This is a genomic window from Acidovorax sp. 107 (assembly GCF_003058055.1).
Lineage (GTDB): Bacteria > Pseudomonadota > Gammaproteobacteria > Burkholderiales > Burkholderiaceae_C > Acidovorax.
Map to the genome: position 1 here is coordinate 2,415,463 of NZ_QBTZ01000001.1, position 17,581 is coordinate 2,433,043.

19 protein-coding genes are annotated in these 17,581 nt (G+C 66.4%); 10 read left to right on the forward strand and 9 right to left on the reverse strand.

Annotated features, from left to right (window positions below):
* The first annotated feature begins 1 nt into the window (after position 1).
* The 3 genes from C8C99_RS11330 to C8C99_RS11340 all read left to right on the forward strand — a co-directional run bounded on the left by C8C99_RS11330 (position 2) and on the right by C8C99_RS11340 (position 2,812).
* A complete protein-coding gene (locus tag C8C99_RS11330) occupies positions 2-628 on the forward strand; it encodes a DUF2889 domain-containing protein (protein WP_108625806.1) in 627 nt (208 codons plus the stop codon).
* Between the two features lie 56 nt (positions 629-684).
* Positions 685-1,446 carry an SDR family oxidoreductase gene (locus C8C99_RS11335; RefSeq protein WP_099729920.1) on the forward strand — a complete coding sequence of 254 codons (762 nt, stop codon included), beginning with the start codon at positions 685-687 and terminating at the stop codon, positions 1,444-1,446.
* Positions 1,447-1,810: 364 nt separating this feature from the next.
* Positions 1,811-2,812, forward strand: coding sequence for a hypothetical protein (locus C8C99_RS11340; RefSeq protein ID WP_108625807.1), 1,002 nt, complete (start codon positions 1,811-1,813; stop codon positions 2,810-2,812).
* A gap of 145 nt (positions 2,813-2,957) precedes the next feature.
* Here the strand turns inward: C8C99_RS11340 and C8C99_RS11345 are convergent, their stop codons facing one another.
* Positions 2,958-3,800, reverse strand: coding sequence for a type IV pili methyl-accepting chemotaxis transducer N-terminal domain-containing protein (locus C8C99_RS11345; protein WP_108625808.1), 843 nt, complete (start codon positions 3,798-3,800; stop codon positions 2,958-2,960).
* 168 nt (positions 3,801-3,968) lie between these two features.
* Here C8C99_RS11345 and moaA point away from each other — a divergent pair, with 168 nt between their 5' ends.
* From moaA to C8C99_RS11370, 5 genes are all read left to right on the forward strand, one after another.
* Positions 3,969-5,105, forward strand: a complete 1,137-nt coding sequence (gene moaA / locus C8C99_RS11350) for a GTP 3',8-cyclase MoaA (RefSeq protein WP_108627130.1) — start codon at positions 3,969-3,971, stop codon at positions 5,103-5,105.
* 156 nt (positions 5,106-5,261) lie between these two features.
* Positions 5,262-5,900, forward strand: coding sequence for a molybdenum cofactor guanylyltransferase MobA (mobA, locus tag C8C99_RS11355; protein ID WP_108625809.1), 639 nt, complete (start codon positions 5,262-5,264; stop codon positions 5,898-5,900).
* A gap of 15 nt (positions 5,901-5,915) precedes the next feature.
* Positions 5,916-6,470, forward strand: a complete 555-nt coding sequence (locus C8C99_RS11360) for a GNAT family N-acetyltransferase (protein WP_108625810.1) — start codon at positions 5,916-5,918, stop codon at positions 6,468-6,470.
* Positions 6,471-6,489: 19 nt separating this feature from the next.
* Entirely contained in the window at positions 6,490-7,845 is a 1,356-nt protein-coding gene (glp, locus tag C8C99_RS11365; RefSeq protein ID WP_108625811.1) for a gephyrin-like molybdotransferase Glp, read from the forward strand.
* Between the two features lie 92 nt (positions 7,846-7,937).
* The gene (locus C8C99_RS11370; protein ID WP_108625812.1) at positions 7,938-8,261 is read left to right on the forward strand and encodes a thioredoxin family protein; all 324 of its coding nucleotides are present in this window, start codon (positions 7,938-7,940) and stop codon (positions 8,259-8,261) included.
* A gap of 130 nt (positions 8,262-8,391) precedes the next feature.
* Here the strand turns inward: C8C99_RS11370 and rnhA are convergent, their stop codons facing one another.
* Both rnhA and C8C99_RS11380 read right to left on the reverse strand, forming a co-directional pair.
* A complete protein-coding gene (gene rnhA, locus C8C99_RS11375) occupies positions 8,392-8,841 on the reverse strand; it encodes a ribonuclease HI (RefSeq protein WP_056637993.1) in 450 nt (149 codons plus the stop codon).
* 31 nt (positions 8,842-8,872) lie between these two features.
* Complete coding sequence (locus C8C99_RS11380; protein WP_233247208.1) at positions 8,873-9,769, reverse strand: class I SAM-dependent methyltransferase; 897 nt, start codon at positions 9,767-9,769, stop codon at positions 8,873-8,875.
* Here C8C99_RS11380 and gloB point away from each other — a divergent pair.
* Both gloB and C8C99_RS11390 read left to right on the forward strand, forming a co-directional pair.
* Entirely contained in the window at positions 9,768-10,544 is a 777-nt protein-coding gene (gene gloB / locus C8C99_RS11385) for a hydroxyacylglutathione hydrolase (protein WP_108625814.1), read from the forward strand. The two genes, C8C99_RS11380 and gloB, sit on opposite strands and share 2 nt — an antisense overlap.
* Positions 10,541-12,076, forward strand: a complete 1,536-nt coding sequence (locus C8C99_RS11390) for a transglycosylase SLT domain-containing protein (RefSeq protein WP_056637983.1) — start codon at positions 10,541-10,543, stop codon at positions 12,074-12,076. Before gloB ends, C8C99_RS11390 begins: the two co-directional genes overlap by 4 nt.
* Positions 12,077-12,133: 57 nt before the next feature.
* Here the strand turns inward: C8C99_RS11390 and C8C99_RS11395 are convergent, their stop codons facing one another.
* The 6 genes from C8C99_RS11395 to dnaX all read right to left on the reverse strand — a co-directional run bounded on the left by C8C99_RS11395 (position 12,134) and on the right by dnaX (position 17,542).
* Complete coding sequence (locus C8C99_RS11395) at positions 12,134-12,286, reverse strand: DUF3096 domain-containing protein (RefSeq protein WP_015013605.1); 153 nt, start codon at positions 12,284-12,286, stop codon at positions 12,134-12,136.
* A gap of 294 nt (positions 12,287-12,580) precedes the next feature.
* Positions 12,581-13,636 (reverse strand): ABC transporter substrate-binding protein, encoded by a 1,056-nt coding sequence (locus tag C8C99_RS11400; RefSeq protein WP_108625815.1) that lies wholly within the window; start codon positions 13,634-13,636, stop codon positions 12,581-12,583.
* A 154-nt stretch (positions 13,637-13,790) separates the two neighbouring features.
* Positions 13,791-14,216 carry an MAPEG family protein gene (locus tag C8C99_RS11405; RefSeq protein ID WP_056637977.1) on the reverse strand — a complete coding sequence of 142 codons (426 nt, stop codon included), beginning with the start codon at positions 14,214-14,216 and terminating at the stop codon, positions 13,791-13,793.
* A gap of 113 nt (positions 14,217-14,329) precedes the next feature.
* On the reverse strand, positions 14,330-14,920 hold the full coding sequence (gene recR / locus C8C99_RS11410; RefSeq protein WP_056638083.1) for a recombination mediator RecR: 591 nt from the start codon (positions 14,918-14,920) through the stop codon (positions 14,330-14,332).
* A gap of 245 nt (positions 14,921-15,165) precedes the next feature.
* A complete protein-coding gene (locus C8C99_RS11415; protein ID WP_055398201.1) occupies positions 15,166-15,498 on the reverse strand; it encodes a YbaB/EbfC family nucleoid-associated protein in 333 nt (110 codons plus the stop codon).
* A 55-nt stretch (positions 15,499-15,553) separates the two neighbouring features.
* On the reverse strand, positions 15,554-17,542 hold the full coding sequence (gene dnaX / locus C8C99_RS11420; RefSeq protein ID WP_108625816.1) for a DNA polymerase III subunit gamma/tau: 1,989 nt from the start codon (positions 17,540-17,542) through the stop codon (positions 15,554-15,556).
* Between the last annotated feature and the right edge of the window lie 39 nt (positions 17,543-17,581).

Below are 17,581 nucleotides of genomic sequence, written 5' to 3' on the forward strand. Positions count from 1 at the left end.
CATGCCCCTGAGTCCCCCCGCCCCCCGCACCCTGAAACATGTCCGCCGGGTGAACTACCAGGGCTTTGAACGCGACGATGGCCTGTGGGACATCGAAGGCGAGCTGCACGACAGCAAGGCCTACGACGCCACCTCCTTTCGCGACCCCACCAAGCAGCGCCTGGCAGGCGAGGCCATCCACCACATGTGGCTGCGCGTGACCGTGAACCGCCAGCTGGTGGTGCAGGCGGTGGACGTGTCCATGGATTCGCACCCGCTCAAGGGCTGCACCGAGGCCCAGGCCGCGCTGCAGCGCATGGTGGGCTGCAGCATGGCGCGCGGCTGGCGCCAGGCCATCCAGAAGCATCTGGGTGGCGTGGAAAGCTGCACGCACCTGCGCGAGCTGCTGTTCAACCTGGCCACGGCAGCGTTCCAGTCGGTGCCTGCGGTGTTTTCGTCTACCAACCCGGATGAGCCGCCGCGCCACCTGGGCCAGTGCACGGGATGGGACTTCAACGGCCAAGGCGTGAAAGAGTTTTTCCCCCAGTTCTATGGCCGGCAGCCCAAGGCACCCGCCCCGGCTCCCTTTACGGCAGATACGGCTTCGGCCACTGAAATTTCAGCCCCATCGGGCGCTAGCGCTCGTTGAATATGCGCTGGTAGCTATCAATTTTGATATATCACCACAACCCATCGGAGACACCCATGCGTGTGCAGAACAAATCCATCATCGTCACCGGCGCCGGCAATGGCATTGGCGAAGGCATTGCCAAGCGCCTGGCGGCCGAGGGCGGCAAGGTCATCGTCAATGACATCAACGAAGCGGGCGGCCAACGCGTGGTGGCCGAGATCACGGCCGCCGGCGGCACGGCCGCGTTCTTCAAGGCCGACGTGACGAAGTCCGCCGAAGTGAAGGCGATGGTCGACGAAGCCGTGCGCCTGTACGGCCGCCTGGACGTGGTGGTGAACAACGCGGGCTGGACGCACCGCAACCGCCCCATGCTCGAAGTGAGCGAGGACGAGTTCGACAAGGTCTATGCCATCAACATGAAGAGCATCTACCTGAGCGCCATCCACGCCGTGCCCGCACTGCGCCAGGCCGGTGGCGGCAGCATCATCAACATCGCCTCTACCGCCGGGCTGCGCCCCCGCCCGGGCCTGACCTGGTACAACGGCTCCAAGGGCGCCGTCATCATCACCAGCAAGTCCATGGCGGCCGAGCTGGGCCCCGACAACATCCGCGTGAACTGCATCAACCCCGTGTTCAACCCCGACACGGGCCTGGCTGCCGAGTTTGCGGGCGGCCCGGTGGACGATGCGCGCCGCGCCAAATTCCTGGCCACCATTCCGCTGGGCCGCTTCTCCACCGCGCTCGATGTGGCCAATGCAGCGCTGTACCTGGCGAGCGAAGAGGCATCGTTCATCAGCGGCGTGTGCATCGAGGTGGATGGCGGACGCTGCGTGTAAACAAGCAAGCGCCCCGGCGCGCTGGCAAGCCACCACCACATCTCGTTGCGCTCCACCAATCCGCACCAGGGCAGTGCGGATTGATTTGACGGTCTTGGCCCTGCTGCCTATAGTGCCGCCGATGTTTGCGAGCCAGCCCCACACCACAGCTGCCAGCGCCACCGCGCTGCTGCGCCGTGGCGCGCGCTCGCAGGCCACGCTCCAGGCCGGTGACCGCGCTCTCTGCACCCTCGCTGCAGATTCCTGAGCCCGGCGACACCCCCTCCCCTCCGCATTCTTTTCGCGCACCTCCTGTCGCCGGGCCCCACGCCCAGCGCCAGCTTGCGCCTTGGCCACTGCCGGGGCGCAGACGTCAGGAGTGTCCATGCCCCCGTTTCCTTCGGGCGAAATTTCGCTCGCCCCGTGCGCGCCCGCGCACCCACTCACAGCCTCTGCGCTCACGCACGAGGGTCCTGTCGATCAGGCCGTGGCCCAAGCAGCCGCCACCGCCGACATCACCCGCCAATTCATCCGTGCCAAGCAGCCCTGCGCCGACGGCTACCGCTGGTACCTGCGCCGCCAGGAGGGCGCCAGCAACTACCAGGCTTTGCTGGACGACCTGGTGCGCGAGGGCCGCGTGGAAGACGCGTGCTGGATGCTGGACCAGTTCGGTCCCACCAACGATGTGCTGGAGGTAGACCACCTCGAGGCCGACGCGCTGGTGTTCGCCGGCAGCGTGCACTGCCGGGGCAGCGCGGACGTGGACGGTGTGCTGCGCACCGGCCGCAGCCTGAGTGTGCAGGGCGGCCTGCGGGTGGGCGGTGCGCTGCGCGTGGGCGAAGACCTGCGCGTGGCGGGCGCGGTGCGCTGCGAGGGCAGTGCGCGGCTGCAGGGCGATGCGCGTGTGGGCTGGTCGCTGACCGTGGCGCAGCGGCTGCAATGCACGGGCAGCCTGCGGGTGGGCGGCGAGCTGGACTGCGGCGCCGCCGCCCACGTCGGTGGCCACTGCCGGGTGACCCAGGATCTGCGGGTGGTGGGCGACCTGGGCTGCGACGGCGGCATCAAGGTGGGCGGGCATCTGCAAGCCGATGCCGCCGTGCAGGCCGCCCGGGGCGTGTGGGTAATGGGCGATGTGGACTGCAAGGGCCATCTGCAGGTGGGCTGGGGGGTGCGGGCCGGTGGGCACATTCACGCCGGTGGGGCCATCCGCGCCGGCGAGAGCCTGTGGGCGGGCGAGACCATTGCAGCGGGCGAGGCTTACGGGGTGTATGCAGGCCTGGTCGTGCCACTGCCCGACTGGCCCCACAGTGCCAGGGTGTGCGCCCGCGAACAGCCATCGCGCCTGCTGAGCGGCTGCTGGTCTGATGAACAGGGAATCACACCATGACAGACGCCCCCCGCGCTTGCCCACGGCCGAGCAATCGACTGCGCACCGCGCCTTGCATCCCAACCCGGCAAGGTGGCTATGCAGCCCCGGAAGTATTGCGAACAGGCTCTGCGCTGTACCAGCCTTTGGTTGGCCAGCCCAGACTTCAGCCCAGCACTTCGCGCAGGGCGGCTTCGTACAGGCCAGTGAGCTTGTCCATCACGCCCAGCAGACGCTCGCTGGTGGTAGCCACCGCGTTCAGCCCTGCGTCATCGGCGGGGCGGCGCAGGGCCGATTCAAAGAACAGCCACTGCGAGTCGGCCAACTCCAGCTCGTTGCGGATGGCGGTGGTGGACACCGGCGCCGCCTTCAGCGTCTGCAGCGCCTGGCGGAAATCGGCCGCGTCGGACGCCAGCTGGGCCTGCACCACCTTGGACTCCACCTTGGCTGCATGCAGAAAATAGTTCTTGGCCAGGCGTTGTGACAGCATGCGCTGACGGCCCGCAAGGTTGACCAAGCGGGCACTGGGGGCGGGGGCCATTTTCTCGATGGACTCGGTCACGGCCTGCGCAATCAGCAGCGTGCGGTCGGCCTGCTCGGAAGCCGCCACCACCAGCGCAGTCTGGGTTGCTGGCGCGGCAGTCAGCTGGTTGAGCAATGCAAACTGCTTTTGCACCTCGGCCAGCTGGCGCCCCACATCGGCCGGCCACTGCCCCGACTGCGTGCCTTTGGCCAGCTCGCTGCTGCCCGACAGGGCCATCTTGCGCGCCAGTCCCATCACATCCACGGCAGCGCCAGGCAGCACCTGCAGGTACTGCTGGCAATAGGCCTTGGCCATGCGTTGCGATAGCGCACGGAACCAGCCCGCATAGTTGATGGCCCCCGACAGCCCCATCTGCGCCTGCGCGCTCAGGGCCCAGGTAGGCAGAAGGATGCCCGCCGCGACCCATTGAACAGCCACGCGGCGCTGGCACGGCATGGCATCGGCTGAAAATTCGCGCGTCAACATGGCAATCCCCTTGAAATCGGATGCCCATATTGTTGCGACGCACCATCCAAAGCGCACTGCGCCATGTCAAAGGCAGGCACACCCACGCCGGGGCAAAACTTGACCGCGATCAACTCCGCGTGCAGGGGCATACCCCCTTAGCACAGGCCCATGCGGCAAAATCGCGCCATGGCCGAACGTGTGATTCCTCTGGTGGACCAACGCATCGCCGCTCTGGCGGCGCGGGTGCCCACGCTCCCCGTAGCCCCCATGGGCCAGCTCACCGACACCCGAGGCCGCCCGCTGCGCGACCTGCGCATCAGCGTGACGGACCGCTGCAACTTCCGCTGCAACTACTGCATGCCCAAGGAAGTGTTCGACAAGGACTACCCCTACCTGCCGCACGGGGCGCTCCTGAGCTTTGAGGAAATCACGCGGCTGGCGCGGCTCTTTCTGGCGCATGGCGTGCGCAAGATCCGCCTGACGGGCGGCGAGCCCCTGCTGCGCAAGAACCTCGAAGACCTGGTGGCGCAACTGGCCCAGCTGCGCACCGTGGACGGCGTGGCGCCGGACCTCACCCTCACCACCAACGGCTCATTGCTCGCACGCAAGGCCCAGGCCCTGAAGGACGCGGGCCTGAACCGCGTGACGGTGAGCCTGGACGGCCTGGACGATGCAGTCTTCCGCCGCATGAACGATGTGGACTTTCCGGTGGCAGACGTGCTGGCCGGCATCGAGGCTGCACACGCCGCCGGGCTGTCGCACATCAAGGTCAACATGGTGGTCAAGCGCGGCACCAACGACCACGAGATCTTGCCCATGGCGCGCCACTTTCGCGGCACCGGCACCACGCTGCGCTTCATCGAATACATGGACGTGGGCGCCACCAACGGCTGGCGCATGGACGAGGTGCTGCCGTCGGCCGAACTCATCAAACGCCTGCGCGCCGAACTGCCGCTGGTGCAGCTGGACCCAAGCAACCCCGGCGAAACTGCCGAGCGCTGGGGTTATGCCAACGCAGCGGGCCAGCACGACCCTGCGCTGGGCGAGGTGGGCGTGATCAGCAGCGTGACCCAGGCCTTCTGCCACGACTGCAACCGCGCACGCCTGTCCACCGAAGGCAAGCTCTATCTGTGCCTGTTTGCCAGCCAGGGCTACGACCTGCGCACGCTGCTGCGGGGCGGCGCCAGCGACGAGGCGATTGCCTCGGCCATCGCCCCCATCTGGCAGCAACGCACCGACCGCTACTCCGAGCTGCGCAGCAGCCTGCCTGCCGATACGGGCCAGGGCGCGCGCCGCGTCGAGATGAGCTACATCGGCGGATGACCTCGGACAACCCCCTGAGCGACTGCGTCGCTTCCCACTTCTCTCGCACCGCTTCGCAATGCGGGAAGGGGGACGCAGCCCTCGCTGCGGGGCGGCCCTTGCTTGGCTGCCCTGGTCTGGACGGCGCTCGCTGCACAAGCCCTAACCCTTCAAAACATGATTGACACCCAAGACATCACCGGCCTGGTCCTCGCTGGGGGCCGCGGCTCCCGCATGGGCGGGGTGGACAAAGGCCTGCAGAACTTTCGCGGCCTGCCGCTGGCCCTGCACACGCTGATGCGGCTGCAGATGCAGACGGGCAACGTGATGGTCAATGCCAACCGCAATCTGGCGGCCTACGAGGCGTTTGGCACGCCGGTGTGGCCCGACGTGCTGAGCGACTACGCCGGGCCACTGGCGGGCTTTCTGACCGGGCTGGAGCGCTGCGAAACGCCCTGGCTGCTGACGGTACCTTGCGATACGCCGCTGTTTCCGCTGGACCTCGCCCAGCGCCTGGCGGCTGCGGCAGACGCCGAGGGCGCTGACATGGCCATGGCCGCAGCGCCAGAAGACGACGGCAAGGGCCACGTCACCGTGCGCCCGCAGCCGGTGTTCTGCCTGCTGCGCGTGGACCTGCTGGAAAGCCTGGTCGCCTTCACCCAGGCCGGTGGCCGCAAGATCGACGCGTGGACCGGCCAGCACCGCTGCGCCATCGTGCCGTTCGACCAGCCGGGCGACGACCCCCAGGCCTTCTTCAACGCCAACACGCTGGCCGAGCTGCACGCGCTGGAAAGCAGCAGCGCGCCCCAGGCCTGAGCTGCCCCCCACCTCATGAACGATCGCCCCCCAGTGGACCCAGTGGATGCTGGCGCGGTACACATCCGCCCCCTGGTCGCCGCCGATGCGGTGGCCTACAAGGCCCTGCGCGACGAGGCACTGCGCACGGCGCCGGATGCCTTCACCTCGGACTACGAATCTTCCGTGGGCCGCGATGCCAGCGAGTACGTGGCGCGGTTTGGCGCGCCGGAGTCCGGCCAGTTCTTTCTGGGCGCCTTTGACACGGCGGGCCAGCTGCTCGGCTGCCTGGGTTGCGAGCGCGAGCAGCGCACCAAACAGCGCCATTGCGCCGTGGTGGTGGGCATGATGGTGTCGGCTTCAGCGCAGCGCAGGGGCATTGGCCGGATGCTGGTGGAGGCCTGCGTGCAGGCCGCCAGCCAGGTGCCGGGGCTGACCCAGCTGGTGCTTACCGTCACTGCGTCCAACCACCACGTGGTGCGCCTGTACGAGCAGGCCGGGTTCCGCGCCTGGGGCCTGCTGCCCAACGCCATCGTGGTGAATGGCGTGGGCTACGACAAGCTGCACATGGTGCGGCTGCTCTCCCACTGAATTCAAGCCAATCTCACCCATGAAAACCATTGCCCAGATAGCCGCCGAGCTGCAAGGCTACGACCCGCAGGCCCTGAGCGCTGCCGATGTGAACCAGTTTCTGGACCGGCTGGTCGAGCCCGTCACCGCTACCGAAGTGCTGCCGCTGTTCAGCGCGCTGGGCCGCGTGCTGGCGCAGGACGTGATCTCGCCCGTCAGCGTGCCGCCCCACGACAACTCGGCCATGGACGGCTACGCCTTTGCCGGCGCGCAACTGGTGGCCGGGCAGCCGCTCACGCTGCGCGTGGTGGGCACCGCCCTGGCGGGCAAGGCCTGGGCGGGCACCGTGGCAGCGGGCGAATGCGTGAAGATCATGACCGGCGCCATCATGCCTGCGGGGCTGGACACCGTGGTGCCCCAGGAGTTCACCACCGCCACTGCCGACGGCCACATCACCATCGCTGCCGATGTGCTGCGCGCCGGCGATAACCGCCGCTTCAAGGGCGAGGACATCATGGAAGGCCGCGTGGCGCTGGCCCGTGGCGAGCTGCTGACGCCTGCCGCCCTGGGCCTGGTGGCCAGCCTGGGCCTGCCCACCGTCACAGTGGCCCGCCGCCTGCGGGTGGCGTACTTCTCCACCGGCGATGAGATCCTGAGCCTGGGCGAGGCGCCGCGTGAGGGCGCCGTGTACGACAGCAACCGCTACACCGCGTTCGGCCTGCTCACGCGCATGGGGGTGGAGGTGATCGACCTGGGCGTGGTGCGCGACGAACCCGCGCTGCTCGAAGCCGCCTTCCGCCAGGCGGCGCAGCAGGCCGACGCCATCATCACCAGCGGCGGCGTGAGCGTGGGCGAGGCCGACCACACCCGCACCATGATGAAAAAGCTGGGCGACGTGGCCTTCTGGCGCATCGCCATGCGCCCGGGCCGCCCCATGGCCGTGGGACGCATCAGCAACGCAGAAAATCAAGCCATTTCGGCCTCAAGCGCTACTACATCAAGCGCCGGCAGCTATCAAAATGATATCAACACACCCACCGGTGGCGCTGTACTCTTCGGGCTGCCCGGTAATCCGGTGGCGGTGATGGTGACCTTTCTGGCCTTTGTGCGCCCCGCCCTGCTGCACATGATGGGGTGCACCCGTGCGGCGCCCCCGCTGCTGCGCGCCATCAGCACCGAGCCCATGCGCAAGAAGCCCGGCCGCACCGAATACCAGCGTGGCCTGGTCACCACCGCCGCCGACGGCACGCTGCAGGTGCGCACCACCGGCAACCAGGGCTCGGGCGTGCTCAGCTCCATGGTGCAGGCCAACGGGCTCATCGTGCTGCACCACGGCCAAGGCAATGTGGCGGTGGGCGATGCAGTGGATGTGATGGTGTTTGAGGGCGTGATCTGACACGGTAATGCGCCGCCAGCCGGTGCATGGCATCGGCCGCCAAGGTAACCTGAAACCAGCCTCTCGCCCTGTTCACAGACACGAATCACGCCATGCCCTACGCCGCACAACACCTTGCACAACCCCCATCCCGAGACGATGTGGACCGCCTGCCCGGCGCCACGGTGGTCGAGTTCGGCACACCCTGGTGCGGCCACTGCCAGCGCGCACAGCCACTGATCGAAGCCGCCCTGAAGGACCGCGCGGACATTGCCCACGTCAAGGTCGAAGACGGCCCCGGCCAGCGCCTGGGCCGCACGTTCGGTGTGAAGCTCTGGCCCACGCTGGTGTTTCTGAAAGACGGTAAAGAGGTCGCGCGCTTGGTGCGCCCGCAGGGTGGTCAGGAGATCACGCAGGCGCTGCAGGCAACGGTCTGAGGGCCGAGAACAGCGGGCTCAAGGGACGGGTGCCGCGAGGCTGAAAACGCCCTCTGCGCCCCGTCCTGCATCGCCGCCCAGGCAAAGGGCCCTCGAACAGGCTGCGCACGATGCGCGGTGGGCGATGAATTTACCTGCGGCCCAGAGCTTGATCCACGCCCCGGTTGGCCAGCGCGTCGGCCCGCTCGTTGCCCGGGTCGCCCGAATGCCCCTTCACCCAGCGCCATTCGATGCGGTGCCCGCCGGTGCCAACCAGCGCATCCAGCCGCTGCCACAGCTCCACGTTCTTGACCGGCTGCTTGGAGGCCGTGCGCCAGCCCTTGGCCTTCCAGCCGTGAATCCACTCGGTGATGCCTTTGCGCACGTACTCGCTGTCCAGGTACAGCGTCACGGCACAGGGGCGCTTGAGGGCCGACAGCGCCTCGATCACCGCCATCAGCTCCATGCGGTTGTTCGTGGTGCCCAGTTCGCCGCCAAACAGCTCTTTCTCGGTCGCGCCGGAGCGCAACAATACGCCCCACCCGCCGGGGCCGGGATTGCCCTTGCAGGCGCCATCGGTGTAAATCTCTACCTGGTTCAAACTCTGTTCCTGACAATGTGATGGATGGTTGCTATGGCGGGGCATGAAGCCCCATAGCCACCGCGAAAGACTGTGCTCGAGGCTTGTGCCGGGCCGCGGAAGGGGTAGGCCGCGAAGGACTCACGCCCTGCAGGGATGCCCGGTTGGCAATAGGCACAGTGCCTGCAGCGCGCTGGCGGTGGGTGCGCCAGGCGGGCTCCAGCAAACGCATGCCATGCACCCGTTTGACAGCGACCAAGAAGTAAGCGGCACCCAGAATGGGCCACCACTTCTCACCCAGCGGGTCCATCCAGCCAAAACGCTCCAGCCACTGCGCGCTGCGCACCGCTGGACGATAACAGCCAAAACGGGCTGACTCGACCTCGAAATTCAAAAGCCGCAGCCAATCGCGCAGGCGCCGATAGCCAATGAACTCGCCGACATCGGGCAGGTACAGGCTGCCCCGCCCCAGCCGTTGGTACAGGCGCGCGCGGCGCTGCCGCAGGCCCCACAGGCTGGTGGGGTTCAGGCCGCTGATGACCACGCGCCCTTCGGGCACCAGCACCCGCTCCACCTCGCGCAGCGCGGCGTGGGGGTCGATGCTCAGCTCCAGGGTGTGGGGCAACACCAGCAAATCCAGGCTGGCCGCAGGGAAGGGCAAGGCCACGGGCTCGGTGAGCAGGTCCACCGCACGGCGCTGCATCAGACCGACGTCCTCGGTCTCCACAAAGGCAATGGAGCCCTCCACAGCCTCCTGACCCATGGCGAGCCACTGGTGGGGCATGCGGTTGGCGCGCAGGCCGTCCAGCAGCGGCATACCGAGCTGAAGGCTGTGGTAACCAAAAATGTCGGCCACCGCCTCGTCAAAGCGCGCCTGCTCCCACGCGAGCAGGTAGCGGCCGGGGGGGGAGTCGAACCAGTGGTGCAAACCTATAATTTGATCGCTCATGAACTTGCTACCGCTGCCCGCCTTTACCGACAACTACATCTGGATGCTGCACGACGGCCGCCAGGCCATCGTGGTGGACCCGGGAGAAGCCGCGCCGGTGGAGCAGGCCTTGCACCGCTGGGGCCTGACATTGCAGGCCATTCTAGTCACGCACCATCATGCCGATCATGTTGGTGGAGTCGATGCCCTGCGCGCTGCCACTGGCGCACAGGTGTATGGCCCTGCACGGGAGCGCATCCCCGAGCCGCTGGTGCGGCTGGTGCAGGGCGACACCGTCAATGCGCTGGGGCTGCAGTTCCAGGTCATCGACGTGCCGGGACACACGGCGGGCCATATTGCCTACTACTGCCCCGACATGGACAGCGCGCCCTTGCTGTTCTGTGGCGACACGCTGTTCTCGGGCGGCTGCGGGCGGCTGTTCGAAGGCACGCCCGCTCAGATGCTCGACTCGCTAGACCGATTGGCTGCGCTGCCCGACAGCACCCGGGTGTGCTGCACCCACGAGTACACGCTGTCGAACCTGAAGTTCGCACGCGCTGTGGAACCCGGCAACGCTGCACTGCTCCACTACAGCAGCCAGTGCGAGGCCTTGCGGGCGCAGAACCAGCCTACGCTGCCCTCGCACATGGCGCTGGAGCGAGACATCAACCCCTTTCTGCGCGTGCGGCAGGGCCCGGTGGCGCAAGCCGCCCAGGGTTACGACGCGCAGGTGTCCCTTGACGACGCAGTAGCAGTGCTGGCCGCGCTGCGTCAATGGAAAAACGAGTTCCGATGAAAATTTTGCACATCGCCTGCCTGGCTGGCCTTTTGTGGCTGACAGGCTGCGCCACCACGGGTTCGGTGCCCGACCAGGCGACTGCCAGCGGCACCAGCACCAGCACAAAGAGCCCCGCGTCACCCCACACCCCCGTCATCCCCAACGGCCCGCTCAAACCCATCACCGCCGCGCAAGCCGCGAGCGGCGAGGTGGCTTCGCTGTCGGCCCCTGCCGACCTGTGGGACCGCATCCGCCGGGGCTTTGCCATGCCCGACTTGCAGCACGAGCTGGTGCAGGACCGCGAGCAGTGGTACGCCACGCGACCCGACTACATGCAGCGCATGACCGAGCGCTCCAGCAAATACCTGTTCCATGTCGTTGAAGAACTGGAACGCCGGGGCATGCCCACCGAACTGGCGCTGCTGCCCTACATCGAAAGCGCGTTCAACCCGCAGGCAGTATCCAGCGCCAAGGCTGCAGGCATGTGGCAGTTCATGCCCGCCACGGGCAACTATTTCGACCTCAAGCAGAACGCCTTCCGCGACGACCGCCGCGACGTGCTGGCGTCCACCCGCGCAGCGCTGGACTACCTGCAAAAGCTCTACGGCATGTTTGGCGACTGGCACCTGGCCCTGGCCGCCTACAACTGGGGCGAGGGCAGCGTAGGCCGCGCCATCGCCCGCAACCAGAAACTGGGCCTGGGCACCAGCTACACCGACCTCAACATGCCAGCAGAAACCCGCATGTATGTGCCCAAGCTGCAGGCGGTCAAGAACATCGTGGCGAACCCGGATGCGTTCAACACCGAGCTGCCGCTGATCGAAAACCACCCCTACTTTCAGACCGTGGACATCACGCACGACATTGATGTGTCGCTGGTGGCCACACTGGCGGGGATTCGCGAGGAAGATTTTCGGGCGCTCAACCCGTCGTACAAGCGGCCCGTGATCCTGGCCGCTGGCACGCCGCAAATTCTGCTGCCCTGGGACAACGCCAAGGTGTTCCAGCGCAATCTGGAAGCCAAGAGCGAAGGCCAGTACGCAAGCTGGACCGTATGGTCCGTGCCCACCACCATGACGGTGGCCGAGGCCGCACAGCGTGCGGGCATGAGTGAGGCGGATCTGCGCAGTATGAACAACATCCCGCCGCGCATGCTCATCAAGGCGGGCTCAGCGCTGATGGTGCCGCGCTCCACCACCACCCGGCAGGACGTGTCCTCCCACCTGGCAGACAACGGCCAACTGAGCCTCACCCCCGAGATCGTGAATCGCCGTACCACCGTGCGCGCCGGCAAGGGCGACACGGTGGCCAGCATTGCGCGGCGCTACAAGCTGGCAGCAGCCAGCGTGGCGGACTGGAACGACGTGCGGGCCAATGCTGCGTTCAAGGCAGGCCAGCAGATCGTGGTGTACCTGCCGGTGCGCCAGAACCAGGCGCATGCACGCAGCGGCACTGGCAATGCCCGCGCATCAGCCGCCACGGCGGGCAAGCGCCAGGCTCCTGCGCCGACACGTCGCGGCGGCTCGCCCTCCAAGGTCAAGCGCCGCTGACCCACGCCCCTCCAGGCGGCGAGGGCTCCGTAGGTCCGGCCAGTGCCGGTGCAACGCTCAGAAGCGCAGCGTGTGCATGCCCAGCAGCCCCAGGATGCCCATGATGATGAGATAGAGCGCCACGATGGTGCTGAGCAAACGCGGCATGACAAGAATGAGGATGCCCGCAATCAGGGAAACGAGCGGGCCGATGCTGAGGCTCAGCGACATGGTGAATGGTCCTTGAAAAATGGCACAGGGGCGGCGCAGCAAAACCACGGCCAGCGCGGCCTGGGTGATGCATAGAGCATGGTTCAATTGCCGTGCAACGGGCAGGCGCCAGACACTGTAGTCGATGCCAGGGGCCGTTAAGAACGTGTCTACGATCTCGCAGGGAATTGCGGTGCTTGCCTACAGCCAAGCTATTGGCTGCACGCCGCGCCTTACATCCCCTCCCGCACGGGCCACTGTGAGACCCGGGGAGATCGGAAATGTGTTCTAAGACCTGCCGGCAACCTCGAACCGTCAGACGCTGTACTTCTGGCGGGCCTTGCGCACGAATTCGTTGGTGGAAGTGCGCGCCAGTTCGACCTTGGCCTCGACCAGTTCGGGCAACGCGCGCGACAGCATGCGCAGCGCCGTGGCTGGGCCTTCGTCGGGCATCAGGCCGTTGGTGGAATATGTCTCACGCACTCGGCTGAACGCCGCCAGATAGGTCCCCCGGTCACCCATGAGGTAGGCGGCGGGCACTGCCTTCACGAGGTCTGCCGGGGCTGCCGTCTGCAGCCACTTGAGCGCGTGCACGATGCCGTTGACCAGTGCCTGGGCTTGGGCGGGCTGCTTCTGGATGAATGTCTGAGGCGCATACAGGCAACTGGCGGGCATGGTGCCACCGAACATGTCTTGCGCCGCCTTGAGCGAGCGCAGGTCTCCCACGATGCGGGTGTCCGCCTTTTGCTCCAGCAAAGTCATGATGGGATCGGCATGGCACAGCGCATGCACCTGGCCGGAGCGCAGCGCGTTCATCGCATTGGCGCCCGAGCCCACGCCCACAAAAGCCACCTCCCGCAAAGGCACGCCTGCACGCATCAGCATCAGACTGGCTGCCAAGTGGGTGGACGAGCTCACCGAGGACACGCCCACCTTGCGCCCCGCCAGGTCGCCCAGATCCTTGTACGCCGGTACCGACCGCAGGGACACACCGAGCGCCAGTTGTGGCGCCCGTCCCTGCACCACCAACGCTCGGTAGGCATGACCGCGCGCCTGTGCACGCAACACATGCTCAAACGCACCGGAACAGACATCGGCCGCGCCGTCCTGCACCGCCTGCCAGGCCAATGCTCCCGCTGAATAGTCGCGCACCACCACGTCCAGGCCTTCCAGACGGAAGTACCCCAACGCATCGGCCAGCGCCAGCGGCAGGTGGTACAGAACGCCCTGCCCGCCCACTGCCACCGTCACCCGCCCCAAAGCGGCGCCATCGGTTTGCGCAAGCACCCGGGTCGCAGGTGCCCACACCGCAGCCGCCGACAAGGCGGATACGGCGCCAAAGGCGCGGCGAGTGAGTGGAGGCAGAGACATGGAATCAGGAAAAAAGACAATGCTGCATTGCAACAATCGTGCCTCAGCACTGGCCAAACCGCATCAGGGTGAATCCCTGCGGGTTACTACGTACCGTGATCAACGGCCTCCAGCGGAGGCGTACCGCCAAAGAGGCGGCATACACCCGGCAAGCTCAGCGATAGCCGATGAAAAGGATGGCGATATTGACCAAAAAACCACCGGCCCAGACCGCACTGCGTGCCGTGGGCATGTCGGCCACGTACATCATCACGTAGAAAATACGCAGCAACACATACAGCAGCGCCAACAGGTCCAGCAGCGTCTGCCCTGCGCCCAGCAAGTGCGCGATGATGACCGCGCCGATAAAAAACGGCAGCGCTTCGAAGCTGTTGGCCTGCGCCGCGTTGGCACGCCCGCGCCAGTCGGTCTGCTGCGAGAGCCAGCCGCGCGGGTCGTGGTTGTCAAAACCGCCCTCTTTGCGGGACTTGCCCAAGTTGCCGCTTTTGGCAAGCCAGGCGCAACCGATGGGCAGCAGTGCGGCGAACAGCACGCACCAATAGGCCACGGTAAACCGTGCGACGTGCATGGTGGTATTCATTGTTGAGGCTTTTGAGAGTGCAAGCGCAATAACTACAAGCGCTGGCAGCTATTAAATTGAGAGTATTTTAGCGGCAGATGCTGCCCGGTCTGAGGCCACCAGACGCCTGCGTGTCACCGCCGATCCACCAGCGCATGCGCGATGGTGCCCAGGTCCACGTACTCCAGCTCGCTGCCCACCGGCACTCCCCGCGCAAGTCGCGTCACATGCATCCCCCGGCTCTTGAGTGCCTCGCTGATCACATGGGCCGTGGCTTCGCCCTCGGCATTGAAATTGGTCGCTAGGATCACCTCCTGCACGGTGCCGTCCGTGGCGCGGTCCATCAGCTTGTGCAGGCCGATTTCCTTAGGCCCCACCCCATCGAGCGGACTCAGGCGCCCCATCAGCACGAAGTACAGCCCCTTGAAAGCCCCCGTACGCTCCAGCGCCGACTGATCCGCCGGCGTCTCGACCACACACAGCCGTGTGGCATCGCGATCAGGGTCCAGGCAGGTGCTGCACACCTCGGCCTCGGTGAACGTATGGCAACGCGCACAGTGGTGCACCGTGCCCACCGCCTCCGAAAGCGCCCGCGAAAGCGCCAGCGCCCCTTCGCGGTCATGCTGCAGCAGATGAAACGCCATGCGCTGCGCAGACTTCACCCCCACCCCCGGCAGCCGGCGCAGCGCCTGGATCAGAACGTCGAGGGAGTTGGTGGTGGACATGGACAGGCTGGAGGTAAGGCGCGTGGGTTGGTAAGGCTTGGATGAGTAAGGCTTAAACAGGGCCAACTCAAACGGATGTGAGAAGAAAATGGGATGTGCTCCCCGCCTTCACACCCCACCCTCAAGGGCGTAGCGGGCGGGATCAGCAGCTAGGCGGACGGAGCACAGCCACCGGAACGTACTTGCGGTACGTGAGGATGGCGAGCACCGCCCAACGACGCAGATGGCCCGCTCGGTAGCCAGTATCAGAAAGGGAATTTCATGCCGCCGGGGAGGCCTGGCATCCCTTGCGTCAGCTTGCCCATCTTTTCCGATGAAGTCTCCTCGGCCTTGCGCACTGCGGCATTGAACGCAGCGGCCACCAGGTCTTCCAGCATGTCCTTGTCTTCGGCCAGCAGGCTGGGGTCGATGGTGATGCGCTTGACGTCGTGCTTGCAGGTCATGACCACCTTCACCAGACCCGCGCCCGATTCGCCCTCGACTTCGATGAAGGCCAGTTCATCCTGCGCCTTCTTGAGGTTGTCCTGCATGGCCTGGGCTTGCTTCATGAGGCCAGCGAGTTGTCCTTTGTTGAACATGGTGTTGTTTCCTTTTCAGTTTCTAGTGAAATGAGTAACAGAGGTTGTTTGTCCGTCATGCAGGCTTGATGCTGCCCGGCACGATTTTCGCGCCGTAGTCACGCATCAGCGATTGCACGAAGGGGTCGTTGTGCACGATTTCTTCAGCGCGGCGCTGGCGCTCGGCAGCGGCAGCGGCGTTGCGGCGCGCGGGGCTGTCGATGACCACGCCCACCTCGACGCTGATCTGGGTGGCATGGCCTGCAGCCTCCAGGGCCGCACGCAGGCGCTCGCGCGCCGTGGGCTGGTTGAGCGACTCGCGCTCCACGCGCAACAGCCAATGGCCGCCGTCGCGCGCCACCAGCTGCGACTGCAAGGCCAGCTCGCGCACCAGCGCCGTGATGGCCTCGGCAGCCACCAGTTGCTGCACCGTGGCGTACCAGACATCGCCCTCTTCGGTGGGCGTATAGCGGGCGGACACGGGGGTGGGTGCAGACAGCGGAAGCGGCTGCAGCCGCTCGCCGGGCTCGGGCGACTCGCGCACCGGAATTGCTACATATTCAGGAGCATTTGGTGCTTTCGCTGATTGCACTATCCCGGAATTTTGCCCCAATCTCTCGGGTGCACGCACCGGCAACGCCGTGGCAGCGGGCGCAGCGGCAGTGGCCACCGCACCAGGCTCGTCAGACCCTGGCCATGGGGGGGGCTCGGAGTCGTGGAGAGGCTCTGACCGAGGGTCTTCAGCGGCGGCGGGTGCGGGGCCTGCAGCCACGCCTGGAGCCGACGCCGGGGCCGCGGGCGCTGGCACCACAGACAAGGACTGCGGGGCGGCAACCGCCCGAGCCACTGCACGCTCGGGCACTGCCAACATGTCTGCAGCACCTGCTGAGACGGTGCCCGAAGTCGGCGTTTCAGCCCGCGTCAGAGTTTTTTTTTCAGCCGGTTTGCCAACGCTGCCTTCTGGCTTGAAAGCCAGCAGGCGCAGCAGCACCATGGTGAGCGCCGCGTACTCATCGGGAGCCAGGCCCAGCTCGCCGCGCCCATGCAGGCACAGGCTGTAGAGCAACTGCGTTTCGTCAGCAGGCATCAGCGCGGACAGGCGGGCAGTTTCGGCGGCCTCGGGGTCGTCGGCATCTACTGCGCCTGCCATCTGCGGTACGGCCTGGAACACAGCCATGCGCTGGAGCACGGCACTCATCTCTTCGAGCGTGGAAGCGGCCGACAGGCCGTTCATGCGCAGCGTGTCCGAGGTCTCCACCACGGTTTTCCCGTCACCCTGGGCCAGAGCCTCGATGAGCCGAAACACATAGGAACGGTCTACCGCACCCAGCATCTGGCGCACGCCCGCCTCCTGCAACTGGCCGCTGCCAAAGGCAATGGCCTGGTCGGTGAGCGAGAGTGCATCGCGCATGGAGCCCCGCGCGGCTCGCGACAGCAAACGCAGCGCCTGCGGCTCGGCAGGCACGTTCTCGGTCGCCAGCACCTGCGTGAGGTGCGAGAGCACCGTCTCGGGCGCCATGGGGCGCAGGTTGAACTGCAGGCAGCGGCTCAGCACCGTGACCGGCACCTTCTGCGGATCGGTCGTGGCCAGCACAAACTTGAGGTATTCGGGCGGCTCTTCCAGCGTCTTCAGCATGGCGTTGAACGCCGTGTTGGTCAGCATGTGCACTTCGTCGATCATGAAGACCTTGAAGCGCCCTTGCACCGGCTTGTACACGGCCTGCTCCAACAGGCTTTGCACCTCATCCACGCCACGGTTGGAAGCCGCGTCCAGCTCGGTGTAATCCACAAAGCGGCCACTGTCGATGTCTGTGCAGGCCTGGCACACGCCACAGGGCGTAGCGGTGATGCCGCCCGTGCCATCGGCCCCCTGGCAGTTGAGCGACTTGGCCAGGATGCGCGACACGGTGGTCTTGCCCACGCCGCGTGTGCCGGTGAACAGGTAGGCGTGGTGCAAACGCTGCTGGGTGAGCGCATTCGACAGGGCCTGGACTACATGCTCCTGCCCCACCATTTCGGTGAAATTGCGAGGGCGGTACTTGCGGGCGAGCACGAGGTAGGACATGCGGGCGATTCTACGGGCTGGGCCGTACGCACCTTGCGC